This is a genomic window from Dactylosporangium sp. NPDC000244 (assembly GCF_040300725.1).
Lineage (GTDB): Bacteria > Actinomycetota > Actinomycetes > Mycobacteriales > Micromonosporaceae > Dactylosporangium.
In genome coordinates, this window is the sequence record NZ_JBEPEH010000014.1 from 187,748 (window position 1) to 207,120 (window position 19,373).

The 19,373-nt window shown below is 72.8% G+C and carries 17 protein-coding genes; 10 read left to right on the forward strand and 7 right to left on the reverse strand.

The features are described from left to right. Positions 1-66: 66 nt before the first annotated feature. Positions 67-1,473 (forward strand): cellulase family glycosylhydrolase, encoded by a 1,407-nt coding sequence (locus tag ABT369_RS21515; RefSeq protein WP_350614262.1) that lies wholly within the window; start codon positions 67-69, stop codon positions 1,471-1,473. A gap of 141 nt (positions 1,474-1,614) precedes the next feature. Continuing rightward, on the forward strand, positions 1,615-3,132 hold the full coding sequence (locus tag ABT369_RS21520) for a family 43 glycosylhydrolase (protein ID WP_350614264.1): 1,518 nt from the start codon (positions 1,615-1,617) through the stop codon (positions 3,130-3,132). 72 nt (positions 3,133-3,204) lie between these two features. On the opposite strand, the gene ABT369_RS21525 is transcribed toward ABT369_RS21520, so the two are convergent. After that, the gene (locus tag ABT369_RS21525; RefSeq protein WP_350614265.1) at positions 3,205-3,699 is read right to left on the reverse strand and encodes a TlpA family protein disulfide reductase; all 495 of its coding nucleotides are present in this window, start codon (positions 3,697-3,699) and stop codon (positions 3,205-3,207) included. Between the two features lie 94 nt (positions 3,700-3,793). On the opposite strand from ABT369_RS21525, the gene ABT369_RS21530 reads away from it, so the two are divergent. Next, complete coding sequence (locus ABT369_RS21530; RefSeq protein ID WP_350614267.1) at positions 3,794-4,507, forward strand: GntR family transcriptional regulator; 714 nt, start codon at positions 3,794-3,796, stop codon at positions 4,505-4,507. Here the strand turns inward: ABT369_RS21530 and ABT369_RS21535 are convergent. From ABT369_RS21535 to ABT369_RS21545, 3 genes are read right to left on the reverse strand one after another with little or no spacing between them, the layout of a single operon-like run. Beyond that, entirely contained in the window at positions 4,456-5,238 is a 783-nt protein-coding gene (locus ABT369_RS21535; protein WP_350614268.1) for an aspartate/glutamate racemase family protein, read from the reverse strand. The two genes, ABT369_RS21530 and ABT369_RS21535, sit on opposite strands and share 52 nt — an antisense overlap. Before the next feature lie 2 nt (positions 5,239-5,240). After that, a complete protein-coding gene (locus ABT369_RS21540; RefSeq protein ID WP_350614270.1) occupies positions 5,241-6,737 on the reverse strand; it encodes an NCS1 family nucleobase:cation symporter-1 in 1,497 nt (498 codons plus the stop codon). Positions 6,738-6,790: 53 nt separating this feature from the next. Beyond that, positions 6,791-7,429, reverse strand: a complete 639-nt coding sequence (locus ABT369_RS21545) for a TetR/AcrR family transcriptional regulator (protein WP_350614272.1) — start codon at positions 7,427-7,429, stop codon at positions 6,791-6,793. A 122-nt stretch (positions 7,430-7,551) separates the two neighbouring features. Here ABT369_RS21545 and ABT369_RS21550 point away from each other — a divergent pair, with 122 nt between their 5' ends. After that, entirely contained in the window at positions 7,552-8,256 is a 705-nt protein-coding gene (locus ABT369_RS21550) for a Crp/Fnr family transcriptional regulator (protein WP_350614274.1), read from the forward strand. A gap of 7 nt (positions 8,257-8,263) precedes the next feature. On the opposite strand, the gene ABT369_RS21555 is transcribed toward ABT369_RS21550, so the two are convergent. Together ABT369_RS21555 and ABT369_RS21560 are read right to left on the reverse strand one after the other, a co-directional pair. Further along, the gene (locus tag ABT369_RS21555) at positions 8,264-9,454 is read right to left on the reverse strand and encodes an outer membrane protein assembly factor BamB family protein (RefSeq protein ID WP_350614276.1); all 1,191 of its coding nucleotides are present in this window, start codon (positions 9,452-9,454) and stop codon (positions 8,264-8,266) included. A gap of 236 nt (positions 9,455-9,690) precedes the next feature. Next, a complete protein-coding gene (locus tag ABT369_RS21560) occupies positions 9,691-10,368 on the reverse strand; it encodes a Crp/Fnr family transcriptional regulator (RefSeq protein WP_350614277.1) in 678 nt (225 codons plus the stop codon). A gap of 99 nt (positions 10,369-10,467) precedes the next feature. Between ABT369_RS21560 and ABT369_RS21565 the strand changes: the two genes are divergently transcribed. Then, positions 10,468-10,794 carry a putative quinol monooxygenase gene (locus tag ABT369_RS21565; RefSeq protein ID WP_350614278.1) on the forward strand — a complete coding sequence of 109 codons (327 nt, stop codon included), beginning with the start codon at positions 10,468-10,470 and terminating at the stop codon, positions 10,792-10,794. 7 nt (positions 10,795-10,801) lie between these two features. Here the strand turns inward: ABT369_RS21565 and ABT369_RS21570 are convergent, their stop codons facing one another. Beyond that, positions 10,802-12,541, reverse strand: a complete 1,740-nt coding sequence (locus ABT369_RS21570) for an Hsp70 family protein (RefSeq protein ID WP_350614280.1) — start codon at positions 12,539-12,541, stop codon at positions 10,802-10,804. Positions 12,542-12,742: 201 nt separating this feature from the next. On the opposite strand from ABT369_RS21570, the gene ABT369_RS21575 reads away from it, so the two are divergent. Genes ABT369_RS21575 through ABT369_RS21595 form a run of 5 tightly spaced genes read left to right on the forward strand, consistent with a single transcriptional unit; the run spans position 12,743 to position 19,311 of the window. Next, a complete protein-coding gene (locus ABT369_RS21575; protein ID WP_350614282.1) occupies positions 12,743-13,573 on the forward strand; it encodes a hypothetical protein in 831 nt (276 codons plus the stop codon). Then, positions 13,570-14,940: a hypothetical protein gene (locus ABT369_RS21580; protein WP_350614284.1), complete on the forward strand. Its 1,371-nt coding sequence runs from the start codon at positions 13,570-13,572 to the stop codon at positions 14,938-14,940. The genes ABT369_RS21575 and ABT369_RS21580 overlap by 4 nt, the downstream gene beginning before the upstream one ends. Beyond that, positions 14,940-15,239 (forward strand): hypothetical protein, encoded by a 300-nt coding sequence (locus tag ABT369_RS21585; RefSeq protein WP_350614285.1) that lies wholly within the window; start codon positions 14,940-14,942, stop codon positions 15,237-15,239. The genes ABT369_RS21580 and ABT369_RS21585 overlap by 1 nt, the downstream gene beginning before the upstream one ends. Further along, complete coding sequence (locus ABT369_RS21590) at positions 15,236-17,125, forward strand: hypothetical protein (protein ID WP_350614286.1); 1,890 nt, start codon at positions 15,236-15,238, stop codon at positions 17,123-17,125. Before ABT369_RS21585 ends, ABT369_RS21590 begins: the two co-directional genes overlap by 4 nt. After that, positions 17,122-19,311, forward strand: a complete 2,190-nt coding sequence (locus ABT369_RS21595) for a hypothetical protein (RefSeq protein ID WP_350614288.1) — start codon at positions 17,122-17,124, stop codon at positions 19,309-19,311. The genes ABT369_RS21590 and ABT369_RS21595 overlap by 4 nt, the downstream gene beginning before the upstream one ends. Positions 19,312-19,373 lie beyond the last annotated feature (62 nt).

Genomic DNA, 19,373 nt, shown 5'->3' on the forward strand with positions numbered 1-19,373 from the left:
TGGTCCGGCAACAGCTCGAAGCGCTTCGATTGAGTTTCGAAAAGGCGGGGCGTACTCAGGTACGTCATGAAGAGACGACTCACGATCTTCGGCGCCGCGCTGGTCGCGGTCGCCGCCTCGTTCGTGGTGTACGCCCAGGAGGCGTCCGCCGCCGTCGGCCTCCACGTGAGCGGGCGCAACATCGTGGAGGCCAACGGCCAGCAGTTCATCATGCGCGGGGTCAACCACCCGCACGTCTGGTACACCGGCAACACCCAGGCGTTCGCGGACGTCAAGGCCCTCGGCGCCAACACGGTGCGGGTGGTGCTCGGCTCCGGCAAGCGGTGGGGTCCCTCCAACGACGTCGCGAACGTCATCTCGCTGTGCAAGGCGAACAAGCTCATCTGTGTGCTGGAGGTGCACGACACCACCGGCTACGGCGAGGACGGCGCCGCGGCCACGCTCGACGAGGCCGTGAACTACTGGATCAGCCAGAAGGCCAACCTGGTCGGCCAGGAGAGCTACATCTCCATCAACATCGGCAACGAGCCGATCGGCAACAACAACCCGCAGCAGTGGACGGCCGCCACCGTCGCCGCGATCCAGAAGATGCGCAGCAACGGCTTCCAGCACCTGCTCATGGTCGACGCTCCGAACTGGGGCCAGGACTGGCAGAACGTGATGCGCGACAACGCCCAAACGGTGCTCGACGCGGACACGCAGAAGAACACCGTGCTGTCGATCCACATGTACGCCGTGTACGCCAACGCGCAGACCATCATCGACTACCTCGACCGGTTCCAGAACAACAACTGGCCGCTGGTGATCGGTGAGTTCGGCTGGCAGTTCCAGTCCGGCGAGGTCGACCACGAGACGCTGCTGGCCCAGGCCGACGCCCGCGGGCTCGGGTACATCGGCTGGTCCTGGAGCGGCAACACCGACCCGATCCTCGACATGGCCACGAGCTTCAACCCGAACCAGCTGACCACCTGGGGCCAGCGCATCTTCAACGGCGCGCACGGCATCAAGGCCACCGCCAAGCAGGCCTCGGTCTACGGCGGGACCACGAGCCCGTCGCCCAGCCGCTCGTCGGCCAGCCCGTCGGTAAGCCCGTCGGCGTCGCGCAGCGCCTCCACCAGCCCGTCCGCCTCGCGCAGCGCGTCGGCCAGCCCGTCGCAGTCGCAGGGCGGCACGAAGGCCTGCACCGCGGCGTACTCCGTCGTCGGCAGCTGGCCGGGCGGCTTCCAGGGCCAGGTGACGGTCACCGCGGGCGGCCAGTCCATCGCCGGCTGGACGGTCAAGTGGACGTACGCCAACGGCCAGGCCGTGACCAGCTTCTGGAGCGCGAACATCACCAGCAGCGGCGCGAACGTGACCGCGACGAACGTCGACTACAACGGCACCGTGGGCGCCGGGCAGAGCACGTCGTTCGGGTTCCTCGGTTCGTACGCGGGCACCAACTCGGTGCCGACGCTCACCTGCACCGCACGGTAAGAACCGCACGGTAAGACACGGATGATGGGGGCCGAAAACATTTCGGTCCCCATCACAATTTGTCACAACATTGACCTGCATGAGTTCGACGGGTGACCATCTCCGAAAGGGTTTTCGGTTCCCACCCCGAGGACGTGAGAGATGAGTCGATTCGCCCGTCCGCCACGGGCCGCCGCGGCCTTGCTCGCCGCCGTGCTGCTGCCCCTCGTCGCGCTCGAGGCCTCCCCGGCGTCCGCCGCGCCGGTGACGTTCACCAGCACCATCACGCTGCAAGCCGGCGGCGCCTGCGCCGAGGTGCCCGGCGGCGCCTCGACCGCCGCGCTGCAACTGCAGGACGCGGCCTGCAACGGCTCGACGCGCCAGAACTACACGTTCACGCCGGTGGCGGGGACGACGGACCAGTACACCGTCGGCACGCTGACCGCCGGCTCGTGCGTCGACATCACCGGGCAGTCCACCGCGGAAAACGCGGCCGTGATCCAGTACCCCTGCAACGGCCAGAACAACCAGCGCTTCCGGCTGCAGGCGGTCACGATCTCCGGCACCACCAACACCTTCAACCTCGCCGGCGTGCAGTCCGGCAAGTGCGTCGCGCCGAGCGCGGACAGCAGCACGGCGGGCGCGAAGCTGGTGCAGCTGCCGTGCACGAGCGCCACGACGCGCGTCTGGCGGCTGGCCGGGTACAACCCGGGCACCGGCGGCGGCACCGGGGGCACCTTCACCAACCCGCTCGACCCGCAGGGGCCGGACCCGTGGCTGCAGTACTACAATGGCTATTACTACCTCGCGGCGACGACCTGGAACCGCACCATCACCATGCGCAAGTCGGCGACGCTGGGCGGCCTGGCCACCGCGCCCGAGACCGTCATCTTCAACCTGACGCGCTCCAACGGCGCGGGCACCATGTGGGCGCCCGAGTTCCATCTGCTCAACGGTCCCAACGGGCAGCGGTGGTACCTGTACTACGTGGCCGGCGTCGAGCCCTACAACCTCGGCACGCAGCGCATCCACGTGCTGGAGAGCGCCGGGCTGGACCCGATGGGCCCGTACACGTTCAAGGCCGACATGCTCGACCCGACCCAGGACAACACCTGGGAGCTGGACCCGACGATCCTGCAGCTCAACGGCCAGCTGTACCTGCTGGGCACGTACTACAACGGCTCGCAGCCCATGTTCATCCGCCCGCTGTCGAACCCCTGGACCGCCAGCGGCACCCGGCGGCTGCTCTCCACGCCGACGTACAGCTGGGAGACGGTCGGCGGCGCGGTGAACGAGGCCCCGGAGGTCATCCAGCACGGCGGCAAGACCTACATCGTCTTCTCCGCCAGCCACTGTTCCACGCCCGACTACAAGCTGGGGATGCTCACCTGGAACGGCGGTGACCCGCTCAGCTCCTCGTCGTGGGTGAAGACCTCCACGCCGGTGTTCCAGCGCTCCAACGCCAACGGCGTCTACGGACCCGGGCACAACGGGTTCTTCAAGTCGCCCGACGGCACCGAGGACTGGATGGTGTACCACGCCAACACCTCCGCCTCCGGCGGCTGCGACATGAACCGCAGCACCCGGGCGCAGAAGATCACCTGGAACAGCGACGGTACCCCGAACCTGGGCGTCCCGGCCGCGCTGAGCACGCCGCTGGCCGTGCCCGCCGGCGAATAGTCGTCACTCCCGTACCCCCAGAAACCGGCCCGGCATCCCCTCCCTTCCCTGGGGGTGCCGGGCCGGCCTTTTTCACGCGGGAACGGGCACCTGCACGCCGGTCGACTCGATGACGCCCGCGCGCACGAGCACGAAGGCCGGGAAGCCCTGCACCCCGAAGGCGCTCGCGACCGGGCCGTCCGGGTCCTCGACGACCACGGGGGTGTCGCCCAGCCCGGCCAGCATCGGCTCGACGCCGCCACCGTCGCGGACCACGACCGCGAAGGCCGCACCGGAGTGCCGGGCCGCGGCCTCGCGGAAGTCGCCGAGCCGCTCGTGGCAGGCCGGGCAGGTGGTCGAGAAGAACCCGACCAGCGCCCGGCTCCCGAGGGACACCTCGCTACCGTCCACTGTGGACGACGTGAAGTCGCCGACGCGCGTGCCCGCGGGCGCCGTGAGCATGGGCGGCCCGGCATCCGGACGGCCCTCGAAGGCGCGCAGACGGCGGATCACGCCCAGCACGAGCACCAGGTTGAACACGGTGAGCACGGCGAGCAGCAGGACGGCGACGAGCAGGACGGTGGTCATGGCGGGCAGCCTGATCGATGCGTGTCGCGGCGTCAACATCCGCGAAATCCGCCGATAACGGGGCCGCCGTACCCTCGCCCGCGGGAGGTGAGCCATGCCCGGTCCCCGCAGGCGCTCGGTCCTGGTCGCGCGGCTCGCCGGGCGGCCCGCCGGTCACGCACCCGGCGCGGTCCTCGAGGACCTGCGCAGCTGCATTCTCGACGGCGACGTCCCGCCCGGCTCGGCGATCCCGGTCGACGCGGTGGCGGCCGCGTTCGGGGTGTCGCGCATCCCGGTGCGGGAGGCCCTGATGACGCTCATCGGCGAGGGGCTCGTCGACCATCGGCCGAATCTCGGGTACCGGGTCGCGAAACTTACCGCCGCCGAATTCGCCGAGATCTATCTTGTCCGCGAGGCCCTCGAGACCGCGGCGCTGCGCGTGGCGGTGGCCTTCGTGCGCGGGGAGGACGACGAGCGGGCGGCCGCGGCGCACACGGCCCTCGAGGCGGCCGTGCGCGCCGGGGACGGGCGGGCGTACCACCGCGAGAGCCGCGGCTTCCACCTCGCCCTGATCCGCCCGTGCCGGATGCGGCGGCTGCTGCACATGCTGGGCACGGCCTGGAACATGACCGAGCCGCTACAGCCCATGACGCACCTCGGCCCGGCCGACCGCGAGCTGCTGCACCGCGACCACGCCGCGATGCTGGCCGCGTTCACCGCCCGCGACGCCGACGCGCTCATCGCGGCCTGCGCCGGGCACCACGGGCGGCTGCAGTCCTACATCGCGCGGCTGCCCCGCGACACCGGGCTCTTCGCCGACCCGCTCTGAATCGTCATCCCGAAGCCGGCCAGCGCGCCGGTGTAGGGCTTGGGTAGTGGCGGGGCGTACTCGTTGCGCGCCGAGGTGCGCAGGCCCAGGGTCACCAGCGACTGCACGAGCAGCGTGGCGGCGCCGACCCCGTCCACGACCGGCACGCCCAGCCGCGCCGAGACGGCCTCGCACAGCCCGGCCATCCCCGCGCAGCCGAGCACGATCACGTCGGAGCCGTCCTCCTCCAGCGCCAGGCCGCCCAGCGCGGCGACCCGGTCGGCCAGGTGCGGGTCGGCGTCGAGCTCCAGCACCGGGATGTCGCACGCGTGCACCCCGCGGCAGGCGCCGGGGGCGGTGTAGCGGTGCGCCAGCTCCCACGCCCGGCCCCGGGTGCGCTCCAGCGTGGTGACGACGCTGAAGCCGCGGCCGAGCAGGGCCGCGGCGTGCATGGCGGCCTCGGCGATCCCGACGACCGGGCCGCGGGCCAGCTCGCGGGCGGCGTCCAGGCCCGGGTCGCCGAAGCAGGCCACGACGTAGCCGTCCACATCGGACGCCTCGCCGTCGGCGACCGCGGCGAGCAGGCCGGGCACGCTCAGCGCCTCGTCGTAGTGGCTCTCGACGGAGGCCGGTCCCGTCGCGGAGGTGACGGCCTCGACGAGCACGCCCGGGCCCGCCACGGCCCGGGCGCTCGCCCCGATCAGCGCGGTCATCGCCGCGGTGGTGTTCGGGTTGACCACGCGGATGCGCATCGCTACGCGGCCTTCCTCGCGAGTCCCAGGTAGACCAGCAGGCCCAGCGCCATGCCGATGAACCAGCTGTACTGCGCCGTCGTGTGCATCCCCGGCCCGCCCGACCACAGCACGGGCACGACCGCGACCACGGCCCCGGCCGCGGTGGCGATGAGCGCGGGCGGGTTGTAGCCCTTGCGGTACCAGTACTTCCCGTCCGGGCTCATGGTGAACATCGCGTCGACGTCCACCTTCTGCCGGCGCACGAGGTAGTAGTCGGCGATGAGGACCCCGAACAGCGGCCCGATCGCCGCACCCAGGATCTCCAGCGTGTAGTGGATGACGTCCGGGTTGTTGTAGAGGTTCCACGGCGTGATGAGCACCGAGCCGACCGCGGCGATCATCCCGCCGGCCCGCCAGCTGATGCGCTGCGGGCTGACGTTGGAGAAGTCGAACGCGGGCGAGATGAAGTTCGCGACGATGTTGATGCCGATGGTGGCGATCGTGAACGTGAGCGCGCCGAGGACGATCGCGAACGTCGAGTCGATCCGCGCGACCGTCTGCACGGGGTCGGTGATGAGCTCGCCGAAGATGGGGATCGTCAGCGACGAGGTGACGACGACGAGGATCGAGAAGGCGAGGAAGTTGACCGGCAGGCCGAGCAGGTTGCCGGTCCGGACCGAGCCGAACGACTTGCCGTAGCGCGAGAAGTCGCCGAAGTTCAGCATGGGGCCGGAGAAGTACGACACCACGAGCGCGATCGCGCCGAGCATCACGGGCACCGCGTCGAGGCCGTGGTACCGCACCTCGCCGAGGCTCAGGTCGATGGCGCCCCAGCCGGCCTTGTAGATGAGGTAGCCCGCGAGCACCGCCATGACCACGTACACGGCCGGGCCGCAGAAGTCGATGAACCGGCGGATCGTCTCCATGCCGGTCCAGAACACCGCGGCCTGCAGCACCCACAGCAGCGCGTACGAGCACCAGCCCAGCAGCGGCAGGCCGAACAGGCCCCACCTGTCGACGTCGGCGTACGGGGCCAGGCCCGGCCAGAGCTTGAGCACGACCACGTCGAGCGCGGCGGAGGCCAGGTAGGTCTGGATGCCGTACCACGCCACGGCGATCGAGCCGCGGATGATCGCGGGCACGTTGGCGCCGAGCACGCCGAACGCCACGCGGTTGATCACGGGGTACGGCACCCCGGTGGCCTGGCTCGGCTTGGCGACGAGGTTGCAGAAGAAGTACACGATGCCGATGCCGACCACGAGGGCCACCAGCACCTGCCAGCTGGACAGGCCCAGGGCGAAGAGGGAGCCCGCGGTGACGTAGCCGCCGACGCTGTGCACGTCGGACATCCAGAACGCGAAGATGTTGTACGCGCCCCACGTCTGCCTGCGCAGGGGCGCGAGGTCCTCGTTGGTGAGCCGCGGGTCGTACCCGGGCTTGATCTCCCCGCCGCCGACGGGCATGCCCGCGGCCTCGACGAGATCCTGATGCTGCGGGGTTTCCAGCGTGTCGGCCATGCACTCACGCTAGGAACGGCCTGTTTCCGCGACATGTTCGCAGATATATATTGTTATCGCTTCAGCGCCTGACGCACGGCGGTCACGACCTGCTCGGGGTCCCTCGTGTCGCGCAGGACGATCACCATCGACCCGTCGCCGGAGTCGCCGGCGAAGAGCTGGACCACCCGGGCCATCGCCGCCTCGAGCTCGGCCGCGGGATCGGCCGCCTCCCGCCGCAGCCAGCGGCGCAGCACGTGGTTGTGGGCGGAGACGACGGCGGCCGCCATGAGCTCGGCGCGCAGCGCGTCGGCCGGCGCCGGGCCCATCCAGCCCGCGATGAACTCGCGGAAGAGCCGCTGGTACCGCGCCACGCTCGCGATCTCCCGGTCGCGCAGGGCGGCCACGCGGCTCGTGATCGCATACCGCCGCCGCGCCCGGTCCGCCTCCTCGACGTAGCTGAGCAGCACCAGCCGCACCGCCTCGGTCACCGCGAGGATCGCCGTGTCGGCGCTGGACGTGGCCAGCCGCTCCCGCACCGCGGCGATGAGCCGGTCGTGGTCCGGGAAGATCACATCCTCCTTGGACCGGTAGTGCCGGAACAGCGTCGTGCGCCCGACGCCCGCCCGGTCGGCGATGTCGTCCGCGGTCGTCTGCTCGTAGCCGCGCTCGTCGAACAGGTCGAGCGCCGCGTCTACGAGCCGCTGCTTCACGGGAGCTGCAGTTCCGGTCACCATGCCATCCTCGCGTATCTCCAGATCAGCCTGTTGCCCAGCCATGGTGGCATGCCGTACCGTCAGAACGGTACTCGGTACCGCCGCCCGGGGAGGACGACATGAGCATCACGCTGACCGCGCCAAGTCCGCTTGCCACCGCATTGTTCGAGTCCCTCGACCCGGTGGCCGCCGAGGACCTGGTCGCCGAGTTCGAGACGGTGACCGCGGGCCGGCGCACGGTGCTGTTCCGCGAGTCCGAGGCCGGCGACAGCCTGTACGTGCTGCTGTCGGGCAAGGTGAAGCTCTCCCGCCGCTCCTCCGACGGCCGCGAGGGCCTGCTCGCCCTGATCGGCCCCGGCCAGCCCTTCGGCGAGGTCGAGCTGCTGGACGGCGGCCCGCGCACGACGACCGCGACCGTGGTGGCCGACGCCCGGCTGGCGCGGCTGTCGAAGACGGCACTGTACCGCTGGATGGCCCAGCACCCCGAGGTCGCCGAACAGCTCCTGCGCGTGGTCGCGCGGCGCATCCGCGGCAACCGGGCGACGGTCCACGACCGCCTCTTCAGCGACGTGCCGGGCCGCGTGGCGGGCCAGCTGATTCAGCTCGCGCACCAGTTCGGGGTCGCGGAGGGCGGCGCGACGCGGGTCGTGCACGATCTCACCCAGACGGAGCTGGCGCAGTTCGTGGGGGCGTCGCGGGAGTCGGTGAACAAGGTGCTGGCGCAGTACGCCTCGCGCGGCTGGGTCCGCCTGGAGAACAAGTGCATCGTGATCCTGGAGGACGCTCCGCTCGCCCTGCGGGCCCAGCACAAGCGCCGCCGCTGAGCCGGGTTCACGGCAGCCGCCACACCGCCAGCACCCCGTCGGCCAGGCACGCGAGCATGCCGCGGTCCCACTGGCACTCGGGCCGGCCGTCCCAGCTCGCCGACCGGCCGAACACGGTGACCCGCCCGCCGAGCGGATCGGCCAGGCCGAGCACCGCCGCGCGATCGCCGGTGGACTTCCACAGCACGAGCCCGCGGCCGGGCACGGTCCCGGCGAAATGCCACCCGGCCAGTTCCCGGGCGGCGCGGCCGGTGCGGGCGTCGAGCGCCACGACGGGCGCCGCGGCGTCACCGCCCGGCCGCCCCGGCCTGACGAGCAGGACGGCGCCGTCCCCGCCCAGCACTTGGTTGTAGCCGTCGGCGTGCCAGCGCCGTGCGCCGGTCCGCGCGTCGAGGGCCGTCAGTCCGGAGTCGTCGCCGAGGCAGTAGAGGCCGGGGGCGCAGGCGAAGAGGTCCGCTCCCCAGGGGCTCGGGCGCTCGGCCTGCCAGTGCCACAGCAGCCGGCCCGTGCCGCGGTCGTAGACGTCCGTGCCCCGCGCGCCGGCCTTGGCGATCAGCACCTGCTCGGTCACGGCCGGGTCGCCCGTCCGGAACGACGAGATCGCCCCGGAGAAGTCCAGCCGGTGCTCCGCGACGACCCGGCCGGTGCCGAGGTCGCGGATCTGCAGCACGCCCGCCGGGCTCAGCTGCGACATGTATGCCGGGCCGGTATGGCCACCGCCGGTCAGCCGGAAGTCGGCGATCGAGCCCACCGGCACGCGGACCTCCCACACCGTTGCGCCCGTCCACTCGTCCAGCGCGAGGTAGCGCCGGCCGCGCTGCTCCGGCTCGGGGTTCGCCGGGTCCTCGCCGGCGGGACGGACCTCGACCGCCCCGGTCTCCCCGGCGGCGCCGGCCACGTCCTCGGCGAGGATCCGCCCGCCGGCCTGCCCGAAATAGGCGATCTGCCCGCGCTGCCACAGCTGCGCGCCGGTGGCCGCGTCCAGCACGGTGAGCGCGTCGGCCGAGCCGGAGCGCCCATCGGTCTGCAGCGCCATGACGTCGTCGGTGAGGAACGTCAGGTGCTGGTCGACGTCGAGCGTCCTCGACCAGAGCCGGGCGCCGTCGCGCAGGCTCCGGACCTCGACCTGGGTGCCCGCGCCGACGGGCTGGAACCGCCCGACGACGAGCCGGCCACCGCCGGTCTGGGCGTTGAGCACCCGGAAGCCGTCGACGGTGAAGAGGGGCTCGATGCCCGCGCGGCACCGCGGCCACCAGCGTCCCCGCGGCGAGCAGCACGACCGCGGCGAACGCGGCCCACCGCCGCCGAGCCCGCACCGACGGCGGGGGCGGGGCCTCCGGAGGCTCCCACGGGATGCTCGGATCGAGCTCGATCACCGCGTCCGGCACGGAACTCTTCCCTCGCAATCGGGCGACAGCGGCCGAGGGCAGCGGGTCAGACGCGGGCGCGGCGGGCCAGGCGCTCCGGGTCGGCGATGACGACGCTCTTGCCCTCCAGGCGGATCCAGCCGCGGGAGCTGAAGTCCGCCAGGGCCTTGTTGACCGTCTCGCGGGACGCGCCCACCAGCTGGGCCAGCTCCTCCTGGGTGAGGTCGTGGGTGACCCGCAGGACGCCGCCGTCGCGGACGCCGAAGGGGCCCGCCAGCTGCAGCAGCTTCTTCGCCACCCGGCCCGGCACGTCGGTGAAGATGAGGTCGGCGAGCGCGTCGTTGGTGCGGCGCAGGCGGCGGGCCAGCACGCGCAGCAGTTGCTCGGCGATCTCCGGGCGGCGGACCAGCCAGGAGCGCAGGGAGGCCTTGGTCAGGCGGGAGGCGCGCGAGTCGACGACGGCTGTGGCGGTCGCGGTGCGCGGGCCGGGGTCGAACAGCGCAAGCTCGCCGACCATGTCGCCGGGGCCCATGATCGCGAGCAGGTTCTGCCGCCCGTCGTGCGCCCGCCGACCGAGCTTGATCTTGCCCTGCAGCACGATGTACAGGCTGTCGCCGGGCTCGCCCTCGTTGAACAGGACGTCGCCGCGGCGCACGTCGACGTGGTCGAGGCCGCGCGCCAGCTCCTCCGCGGCGTCCGCGTCGATGCCCTGCATGATCCCGCTGCGGGCGAGTGCCTCGTCCATCGACCGTCCTCCCCCACCGGCAATGCGCCCATTCTGGCACGCTTCACCACTCGCGACTTCCCGCGACGCGGCAGAATCCTTGGCAGGAAAGGAGCACTCATGATCTTCATCACCGCGAAGTTCCGCGTCCTGCCGGAGCACGCCGCGAGCTGGCCCGAGATCGCCGGGGCGTTCACGGCGGCGACCCGGGCCGAGCCGGGCTGCCTCTGGTTCGACTGGTCCCGCAGCCTCGACGACCCGAACGAGTACGTGCTGGTCGAGGCGTTCCGCGACGGCGAGGCCGGCGGCGCGCACGTGAGCTCGGAGCACTTCAAGGAGGCGCAGCGCACGCTGCCGCAGTACCTCCAGGAGACCCCGCGCATCGTGAGCACCACGGTCGACCAGGACGACTGGTCCGAGCTGGGCGAACTCGCCGTGCGGCGCTGAGCGCGCCTCAGCCCGGCTGCACGATGGACCGGTCGATGAGCTCGATGAGCTCGGCCCAGTCCTCGAGCAGCCGGGCCCGGTCGACGCGGGCCAGCTTGCGCCGGGCGGCCCGGGCCGTCGGCTCGTCGCGGTGCCGGCGCAGGATGTCGTCGACCTGGTCGATGGTGGTGTACTCGCCGACGAGGTCGTCCACGTCCGGCAGGTCGAGGAAGATCCCCAGCTGGGCGGCCAGGTCGCGGCAGCGGCACACGTAGGCGGGCAGCCAGCCCTCCGGCGGCCCGCTGAGGTGCTCGGGCAGCAGGTCGAGGTCGAAGCTCAGCTCGTCGGCGCCGTCGTTGCGCACGCGCGAGCCGGGAGTGGCCAGCAGCGCGTCCTCGCCGGCATGCGCGACGGCGTACCGGGCCAGGGCGTTGCCGTCGGAGAACACCAGCAGCCGGCCGTCGGCGTCGGCCGGGAAGACGTGCTCCATGACCCCGTAGTCGGCGTGGAGCTGGCCCCGCAGCGTGACGCCGGTGTACGAGGGCGTGCTGAGCGTGATCAGCTCCACGATCGTGATGACGGCGCCCGGCATCGGCGCGGGGGCCGGATAGGCCGGCCCGGTCCAGGCGGGTGGCGGCGGGGGTGAGACCGCCGGCCGGGTCCAGGCGGGCGGCGGGGGTGAGACCGCCGACCAGGCAGGCATGGCCGCCGGCGCCGGGGCGCCGATGAGCAGCGGGTCGATGCTCCCCGCCGCCACCACGAGCTCGGGCTGGTCGGTGATCGTCGGCGGGACCTGCAACGCCCGGTGCAGCATCGCCGCCACCAGCGGCATCCGGCTCGCGCCGCCGACCAGGACCACGCCGGCCAGCGGGCGCAGCGGGACCGGGCAGCCGGCCAGGGTCGCGGTGATCGCGTTCAGGGTGCGCTGGATGAGCGGCGCCGCGAGCGCCTCGACCTCCGCGCGGGTGAGGATCTGGTCGGTCTCCAGCAGGGGCAGGAACAGCGTCGTCGTCGCGACCCGCGACAGCATCTCCTTCGCGGTGCGCACGTCGTCCCAGAGCTGCCGCCGCGCGGCCCGGTCGGCGACGGAGACCGGGTTGTCCAGCCGCGCCCACAGCTGCGGCGTCCCGCACCGCGAGCGCAGCAGCTCCACGATCGCGGCGTCGACGTCCTGGCCGCCGGTGTCGTCGAGGCCGCCGGCGCAGAGGACCTCCAGGGGCGCGCCGGGGGTGTACCGCACCACGGCCACGTCGGACGTGCCCGCGCCGAGGTCGTAGACGAGCAGGTCGGCCGGGCCGGTAGCGTGCCGCCGGAGATGGAAGGCGGCCGCGGCGACCGGCTCGGGCACCAGCCGCACCGGCGACAACCCGGTCGTGGCCGCGGCCCGCTGCAGCACCGCCCGGCGGTTGGGGCCCCACGACGCCGGGTGGCACACGGTCAGCCCCGCGAGCGGCGCCCCGGCGACCCGGTGCGCCTCGGCCGCGGCCCGCCGCAGCAGCGCGCCGAGCAGCGCCTCGACCGGCACCTCGGCGCCGAGGAAGACCGCCCCCTCGTCGATGCGGCGCTTCGGGTTGCCCTCGAAGCGCTCGGGCCGGGCGCGGGCGGAGTGGATCGCGTCGCGCCCGACGAGCAGCGAACCGGCCTCGTCGGCGAAGACGGCGGACGGCAGCAGCGGCGCCCCGTCGAAGAGCACCGGCTCCGTCGCGCCGTCGTCCCGCCGCAGGAACGCCACCGTGCTCGACGTTCCGAGATCGACCCCGAGCTCCATCGCGTCCCCCTCGCCCCGGCTGTTCGCTCCTCGAAGTTATCGGTGTCACGCAAGAGTGCATTGAGACAGCGAAATACTTCATTCGGAATGGCACCCGCCGTTTTCCGGACGCACCCGCCGATCCGGTTTCCGGGCGACCTGAACGGCGAATGCGGGCCGCGTGGCCCCTGCCCTACGGTGAAACGAGCCCGGTGATCGCGCATGCGATTGCCGGGCACCATCGTCGTCGCGGTTGCCGCACCCTCGCCGGAGGCCAACGTGGGCGGGACCGAGCCGGGCCGGAACGTTTCCGGGGCTGTCCTCGATTCGATCGTGCTGCTCGCCCTCGAGCGATCGCTCGGCGCCTATTGTGCCGAGGCCCGCAACCACCGGGACGCGCACACCCTGCTCATCCGGGCCGTGGTCGTCACCATGCGGCCGCCGGCCGAGCCGGGCCTGTTGCAGCGACTGGCCGGGCGGATCGTGCGCGAGAACCTGCCCGGCGCCCGGGTCCGGGTGCACATCGACCGCCAGGACAACGTGGCCGCGCCCGGCTACCGCATCACGCTGCACCCGCCGCTGCCGGAGCCGGGCACCGGCCCGCCCGGCACCGCGACGATGCCCGAGTCGAGCGGCCCGGAGACGGCCCCCTGCCGGCCGGAGCCGGCGCCGGTCGTGACCACGGCGGCCGCCCTCACCCTCGTGTACGGCGACTGGCGCTGGCGGTATCTGCTGCCCGAAACCGACCAGTGGCTGCCGTTCGGCCGGGGACTGGGCGTCACCACGGGCACGATCGTGCGCATTCCCGACTTCGCCGCGGTGGTGCCGCGCGGACGCCTGCTCCTGATCCGCCACCACGCCGGCGTCACCCGGTTGCATCGCTGCAACGAGCGGCGCAACTACCTGGTGCGTGTCGACGGTCGCGCCCTGCCACCCGGGCACTCCCTGCCGGTCGGCACCAGCGGCCGGATCACCTACGGCCTGTCGGCCGCCCGCACCGGAGCCGGGCAGAGCGAGGTCGGCTACAAGCTGTTGACCACGGAGGTTCGATGACGCTGCAGGAGCCGGATCTCGTCGTCAGGCTCAAGGGCTCCGGCTGGCACGCCGAGCTGGTGGTGGACCCGCCGGTCTCCGCCGAGTCGCGCACGGTGCAGTTCAACGTGCCCGACCCCGGCTCGCCGGACGGAGTGCGCCTGATCAGCACCGGGGTGCGCTACACGGAGGCGCACAGCCGCCAGGCCTCGCACTGGCAGCGCTGGCACGTCAAGATCTACCGCTGCGCCGACCGCACCGACACCGAGGCGCTGCGCTACTACCTGCGCCAGCAGGCCTCGGACGTGCAGGGTGCCAATGCCGACCTGCCGGGCGAGGAGGACCGCGCCCCGATCGAGCCGCCGTGGGCGGTCGTGCCCGTGCACATCGTCAACACCGACGGCAGCACGGAGATCCTCGACGGGACGGTCCAGACCGAGCTGGAGCTGGCGCCCGAGGACCTCCTGCGGCAGGTGCGGGGGGTGTACCCGAGCTGGTTCGGCGACGACGTGCCGAGCCCGGACCTGTACCTGCTCGCCGTGTCCCCGTGGATGAAGCAGCTGAACTGGGCGCCGTTCCTGGCGCGGCCGGCCGTCCAGCAGCTCAGCGACTTCATCGGCATGGGCTCCGGCCTCGACGCGCTGCACCGGCGCGGGATGGTGCACTGCGACATCAAGCCGGACAACGTGTGCCGGTACAGCACCGCGAACTCCTCCGGTTTCGTGCTCATCGACATCGACGCGGCCACCCGGCTGAACCCTCCGCCGGCCCAGCTGCGGCTCACCCCGGTCTGGGCGTACGGCCGCGTGCGGCACGGCCAGCGCAGCGCCCAGGTGCTGCGTGCCCACGACCGGTTCGGCTTCGCCCTGGTGGTGCTGTGCACGCTGGCCGGCCGCGAATGGGTCGAGAAGACGCTGCTCACCGATCTCGGCGGTGGGCGGCGGGCGGCCGACGAGCGCGACGAGGTCCGCTCGGCGCTGCGCCGCCGCTGGCAGAACACCGCCGAGCTGCGGTGGGACCCGCTCATCGAGGCGGCGGTGGAGCCCTTCGGCCGCGAGATCGAGCATCCGGACTGGTCGGCGTTGCAGTGGGTGAACCGGCTCATCGACGCCGAGCGCGCCTGCGTCGTGCGCCGGACCGGGCCGATCGAGCCGCCGAGGACGCAGCGCTCGGAGGCGATGCGGCGGGAGCTGGACGGCATCCGCCACAGCGCGCTGGCGCTGCCCGGCCCGCTGCCCGCCCGGGTCCGCCACGGCTACGAGACCGTGCGCCGGCGGGCCTGGGAGCTGGCGGTGCTCAGGGCGCTGCTGGCCGGCGTGGCCTGCGGGGCCGCGGTCTTCGGCGTCGTGCTGGTGCTGGTCGTGATCGTATTCGGAATGGGCGGCTGATGGAGCTGGCAGGATTGCGTTTCCCGGGACGAGAGCACCTGCGTCGCCGGGTCGAGCAGGCGGTCGGACCGGATTCGGAGCTGACGAGCCTCGGCCACAAGTTCGGCGACTGGCTGCACGCCGGTCCCGCCGCGCCGCCGGCCACGGTGGAGGCCGTCGAGGCGCGTCTCGCCGGCTACCTGGAGGCGGCCGCGACGGCCGGCCGGGAATGGGGCACCCGGGTCGGCCTGCTGGCCGGGCTGGCCCTGCTCGGCGTGTTCTCCGTGCTGGCGCTGCTGTCCTGGGCGGTGTTCGGATGATCGCCCGCCTGCAGGACCTGTACGCGCGCGTGTGGCCGCCACGGCCGCGCCGGCCCGTGCCGCCCTCGAACGGCGGCTCGGGCTCGGGCGGCAACGGCGCCGGGACCGGCCGCGGCGGTGGCGGCGACCATCAGCTGCTGCGCCGCTTCGGCCGCACCTGCCCGGCGTGCGGGGCGGCCCTCGGCGCGGCCCCGGTCATGACCGACAACGGCCGGTTCGCGTTCCCGCCCTGCTTCCGGCTCGAGGTCGGGCCCATGGCCACCCAGTCGCGGCGCTTCCCCTGGCGGCTGTCGGTCGTCGGCCACGACTTCCCGATGCCGTGCTCCACCGATCCGCGGTTCAACGACCTGGACATCGACTACGTGTACCTGCTGTGCGGTGGCGGGCACATCTTCCCCGACTCGGCGCCGGTGCTCGATCGGCCGGGCGTGAACGCCACGGAGCACCACGTCGACGAGTACAACATGATCGCCGCGATCGGGGCGCCGGCCAGCGGCAAGACCTACCTGCTCCTGCGCACGATGCACCAGAACCTCGACAACCCGCACAACTTCCTGCCGGCCCAGGACGACGGGCGCATCCGCGAATACCAGCTCAGCCCGCTGGAGCAGATCCCGATGCGCAGCCGCTCCTCGATGTACGCCCAGACCCTGGCCGTCGGCGACGCCATCGAGCCGACGATGATGGACCGCTGGGGCCGGCCCGAGGGCATCCTCAAGGAGCAGCTGCCGGAGGTGCTCGACGCGATCCAGGACGTGATCCGCCGGACCGTCGTGGACGGTCAGCGGCGGGCCGCCGAGTGGGGCAAGGGCTTCCGGCAGCCGCTGGTCATGCGCACCCAGTGCCGCACCCGGCGCACCTGGACCGGCCTGGCCGACCTGCCCGGCGAGATGTTCGACCCGGACGACGGCTCGCCCCGGGAGCGGGTGAAGCTGCGCGACTACGACGCGCTGGTCTGGGTGATCGACCCGCTCGTCTCGGCCTCCATGGACCGTTTCGCGGAGGACAGCCTGGCCGAGGAGAGCGCGTACACCGATGTCCTCGACGGCAGCCTGCGCCCCGGCACCACGCACGCCGTGGGGCAGGCCGTGGTCAGGAGCCGCCGCGACCACGTGCAGACCGAGATCGGCCGCCGCCTCACCCTGCTCGACGGAGAGGTCGTCGCCGACCCCGGCGCCGGCGTCCAGCTGCTCGTCGCCATCACGAAGAGCGACCTGCTGCACGCGGTCCTGCGCAAGAAGGACCTCGACCACCTCGGCCAGCCCGGCGAGGTGCTGCGCGGCGTCGCCGGCTACCTCGCCGTGCTGACCCGTTCCCATCTCGACGGGGCCGTGCACGTCGACCAGGCGGCCGGGTCGCTGTTGCAGTACCTGCAGGCCGGCGTCGCCGTCGACGAACGGGTCCGCGAGGCCCGCTGCCGGCAGGTCGCGGAGGGCCTGATCCGCTACTACTCCGAGCCCGGCAACTTCTGGAACCTCGCCCACGAGGGGCGCGAGGACCACATCGACATCCCCGACGGCGACGACCCGGCCTGCAACCCGTACACCATCCTCGTCCCCTCCATCGGCGGGCATCTCGACCGCGCCCAGCGCCGCGACGCCATCGGCCACATCCAGCTGCGCGACGTCGTCATGTCGGCCCTCGGCTGCGGCATCACCTACGGCCTCGGCCACGAGTGGACCTTCTACAAACTCCTCCGCGAGCCCTGGCTCCGCCTCCGGTTCTTCCTCTGCTCACCCCTCGGCACCGTTCCGCGCGCCTTCGACGACGCCGGCAACCCCCGCCTGCGCCCACTCGAGTCCACCGCCACCTTCCCCCGGCTCCAGGACCGCTCGGCGGCGCTGAGCCAGCTGTTGCTGGCCACCCTCGGAAAGGCACAGGCATGACAGCGAACCTCATCGCGTGGGCCGACGTCGAGGGCCGGGGCTTCGCCCCGATACGGGCCTCGGACACGGCCTCGTCCGCGGCTCCGGAGTTCTGGGCGGTCGCCGAGCGACTGATCGACGACGCGGTCGTCCAGCCGGCGGTCCGTTCCACGCTGGACCATCCGGTGTACAGCCTCCGGGTCGTCACCGTCCCCCGCCACGGGCGGTACTGGTGCTTCGCCGAGCAGGGCCGCGGCGGCCACTTCGGGGTGGCCGGCACCTGCCGGTTCAAGTTCGAGCCGTTCGCCGTCGGCGCGCAGCAGGCATGGTCGGAGGGCATCGCCGCGGTCGGCGGCAAGGAGCCGCTCGCGGCCGGTCATGCCGACGAGGCAGGCGTCCGCCACGCGCTGAACGGCCTGCTCTTCGGCCAGCCGCTGCTGCGCCTTCCCGGCACCCCGGCCGAGGCCGCGATCACGATCTACGCGGTCCTGGGCGTCCTGCCCAGGGCCGTCGCGGCCGAGTACACCTGGTCGACCTGCCCGCTGCAGGAGCCGCGCCCGAACCTGGTCACGGCGGACCTGCCCGCCGACTTCCGGACCGGATCACCGCTGGACCGGGTCATCGACCGGACTCGCTGGTCGGTCCCGCCCGGCGCCGACGCCGTCGCGCGCCGGCTCGGCACGCAGGCCCATCGCTCGGCGTTCGAGCTGCTCGTGGGCCGGGCGGTCCGCCTGCACCACGACCCCGACCTGCTCGAGGCCCCGGCGGAGACCGTCGAGGGGCTGGTCGAGCACACCGCCACCAACATCGCCTTCCCGACCCCCGAGACCGTGCCGGACCTGCTGCGCGACCGCGAGGGTCGCCGGCGCCTGGCCGACTTCCCGCACGAGGTCACCAAGTGGGCCGAGGGCAGCCCGGAGGCGGCTCGCCGCGCCCTGGTCAAGCTCGAAGAGCCCGGCCTGCGCCAGGCGATCCTGCTGCCGCTCTTCGACGCGCTGCTCGAGCGGCCCGGGGACGCCGGCGCCGCGAGCCTGGTCCACGAGGCCGAGCCCGACCCCGAGCACCTGGCCGACACCATCCGGGAGCGCAAGCGCACCGGGCTGTGGACGGCACCGGACTCCTGGCTGGACACGCTGGGTGTGTCGCCCTGGAAGCACCACGACCTCTTCACCGATCCCTCGCCGCACCTCGTGGCCGAGCTCGCCGGCCCGGGCTTCACCCCGCGGGCCCGGGAGGTGCTCCTGGCCCGCGGCCCGAGGTTCGCCCGGCACGTGCTCACGCAGATGCCGAAGGTCGGCCCGGCCGCGGCCGCCGGCCTGGTCGCCACCGCCGCCGAACGACCGGCCGAGGGCGCCGCGCTCGACCCCGGCGACCTGTTCCGGCTCGGCTCCGTGCTCATCGCCCGCGCCGACAGCAAGCCGGCGGAGCGGTGGCTGCTGGACTTCGACGCCGCCGTCAGCGCCCACCAGCCGCCGCGACCGGCGGTCCGGCAGGTGCTGTACGGCGCGGTCAACGACATGCTGAAGCGTGGCGGGCCGCGCGACCCGCACCTGGCGGAACTGATCCACCGGTCCGCGATGCGCTCCGCCCACAACAGCGAACCGATGCCCCCGATGGTGAAGCGGCTGCTCGAGCCGCCGCGGACGACGGTTCCCGCGCACCGGGAACCCGACCCGCAGACCGGCGCGGGGCACCCGGAAACGGGTCCGCGGCGCGGGGGTCGCGTGGCGCTGGATCGGCGTGAGAAAGTCCTGTGGGGCATCACGGCCGGCGCGGCGGCGGTGCTGGCCGGCGTGGTGATCTGGGCGGGCACGCAGAGCGGCGAGCAGCCGGGCGGGCAGTCCGCGAGCGGGGCGCCGGTCGTGACCGGCACGAGCCCGTCGAGCCGGTTCAGGCCCGGCGAGCCCGCGGCCGCCGACACGATCAAGGTCTCGTGGGACGGCACGCAGAAGGCCACCGACAAGGTGCTCGGCGAGCTGCACACGCTGCTGGAGAAGCTGCCGCAGCGGCGGGTCGTCTACGTGATGCTCAGCCCCGCCGGACCCGACCCGCAGGCCGCCGCCCAGAACGCCCTCGCGCTGCAGTCCATGCTGCAGCAGGCCCAGCTGGCGGAGTTCGCCGACGCGCGGTACGTCGTCGCCGCGCCCACCACGGCGGCCGACCAGAAGAGCTCGATCGAGCTGACGCTCATCACCGAGGCGCAGTGAGCGCAGGGCACGAAAGATCGGCCCCCGTCCGGCAGGGCGGGGGCCGATCTGGTCCGGGGGCA

Excerpts from the sequence above, each read along its gene's own strand:
- ABT369_RS21515 (WP_350614262.1), top strand. The coding sequence starts at position 67 with ATGAAGAGACGACTCACGATCTTCGGCGCCGCGCTGGTCGCGGTCGCC.
- ABT369_RS21520 (WP_350614264.1), top strand. The coding sequence starts at position 1,615 with ATGAGTCGATTCGCCCGTCCGCCACGGGCCGCCGCGGCCTTGCTCGCC.
- ABT369_RS21525 (WP_350614265.1), bottom strand. The coding sequence starts at position 3,699 with ATGACCACCGTCCTGCTCGTCGCCGTCCTGCTGCTCGCCGTGCTCACC.
- ABT369_RS21530 (WP_350614267.1), top strand. The coding sequence starts at position 3,794 with ATGCCCGGTCCCCGCAGGCGCTCGGTCCTGGTCGCGCGGCTCGCCGGG.
- ABT369_RS21535 (WP_350614268.1), bottom strand. The coding sequence starts at position 5,238 with ATGCGCATCCGCGTGGTCAACCCGAACACCACCGCGGCGATGACCGCG.
- ABT369_RS21540 (WP_350614270.1), bottom strand. The coding sequence starts at position 6,737 with ATGGCCGACACGCTGGAAACCCCGCAGCATCAGGATCTCGTCGAGGCC.
- ABT369_RS21550 (WP_350614274.1), top strand. The coding sequence starts at position 7,552 with ATGAGCATCACGCTGACCGCGCCAAGTCCGCTTGCCACCGCATTGTTC.
- ABT369_RS21560 (WP_350614277.1), bottom strand. The coding sequence starts at position 10,368 with ATGGACGAGGCACTCGCCCGCAGCGGGATCATGCAGGGCATCGACGCG.
- ABT369_RS21565 (WP_350614278.1), top strand. The coding sequence starts at position 10,468 with ATGATCTTCATCACCGCGAAGTTCCGCGTCCTGCCGGAGCACGCCGCG.
- ABT369_RS21570 (WP_350614280.1), bottom strand. The coding sequence starts at position 12,541 with ATGGAGCTCGGGGTCGATCTCGGAACGTCGAGCACGGTGGCGTTCCTG.
- ABT369_RS21575 (WP_350614282.1), top strand. The coding sequence starts at position 12,743 with ATGCGATTGCCGGGCACCATCGTCGTCGCGGTTGCCGCACCCTCGCCG.
- ABT369_RS21580 (WP_350614284.1), top strand. The coding sequence starts at position 13,570 with ATGACGCTGCAGGAGCCGGATCTCGTCGTCAGGCTCAAGGGCTCCGGC.
- ABT369_RS21585 (WP_350614285.1), top strand. The coding sequence starts at position 14,940 with ATGGAGCTGGCAGGATTGCGTTTCCCGGGACGAGAGCACCTGCGTCGC.
- ABT369_RS21590 (WP_350614286.1), top strand. The coding sequence starts at position 15,236 with ATGATCGCCCGCCTGCAGGACCTGTACGCGCGCGTGTGGCCGCCACGG.
- ABT369_RS21595 (WP_350614288.1), top strand. The coding sequence starts at position 17,122 with ATGACAGCGAACCTCATCGCGTGGGCCGACGTCGAGGGCCGGGGCTTC.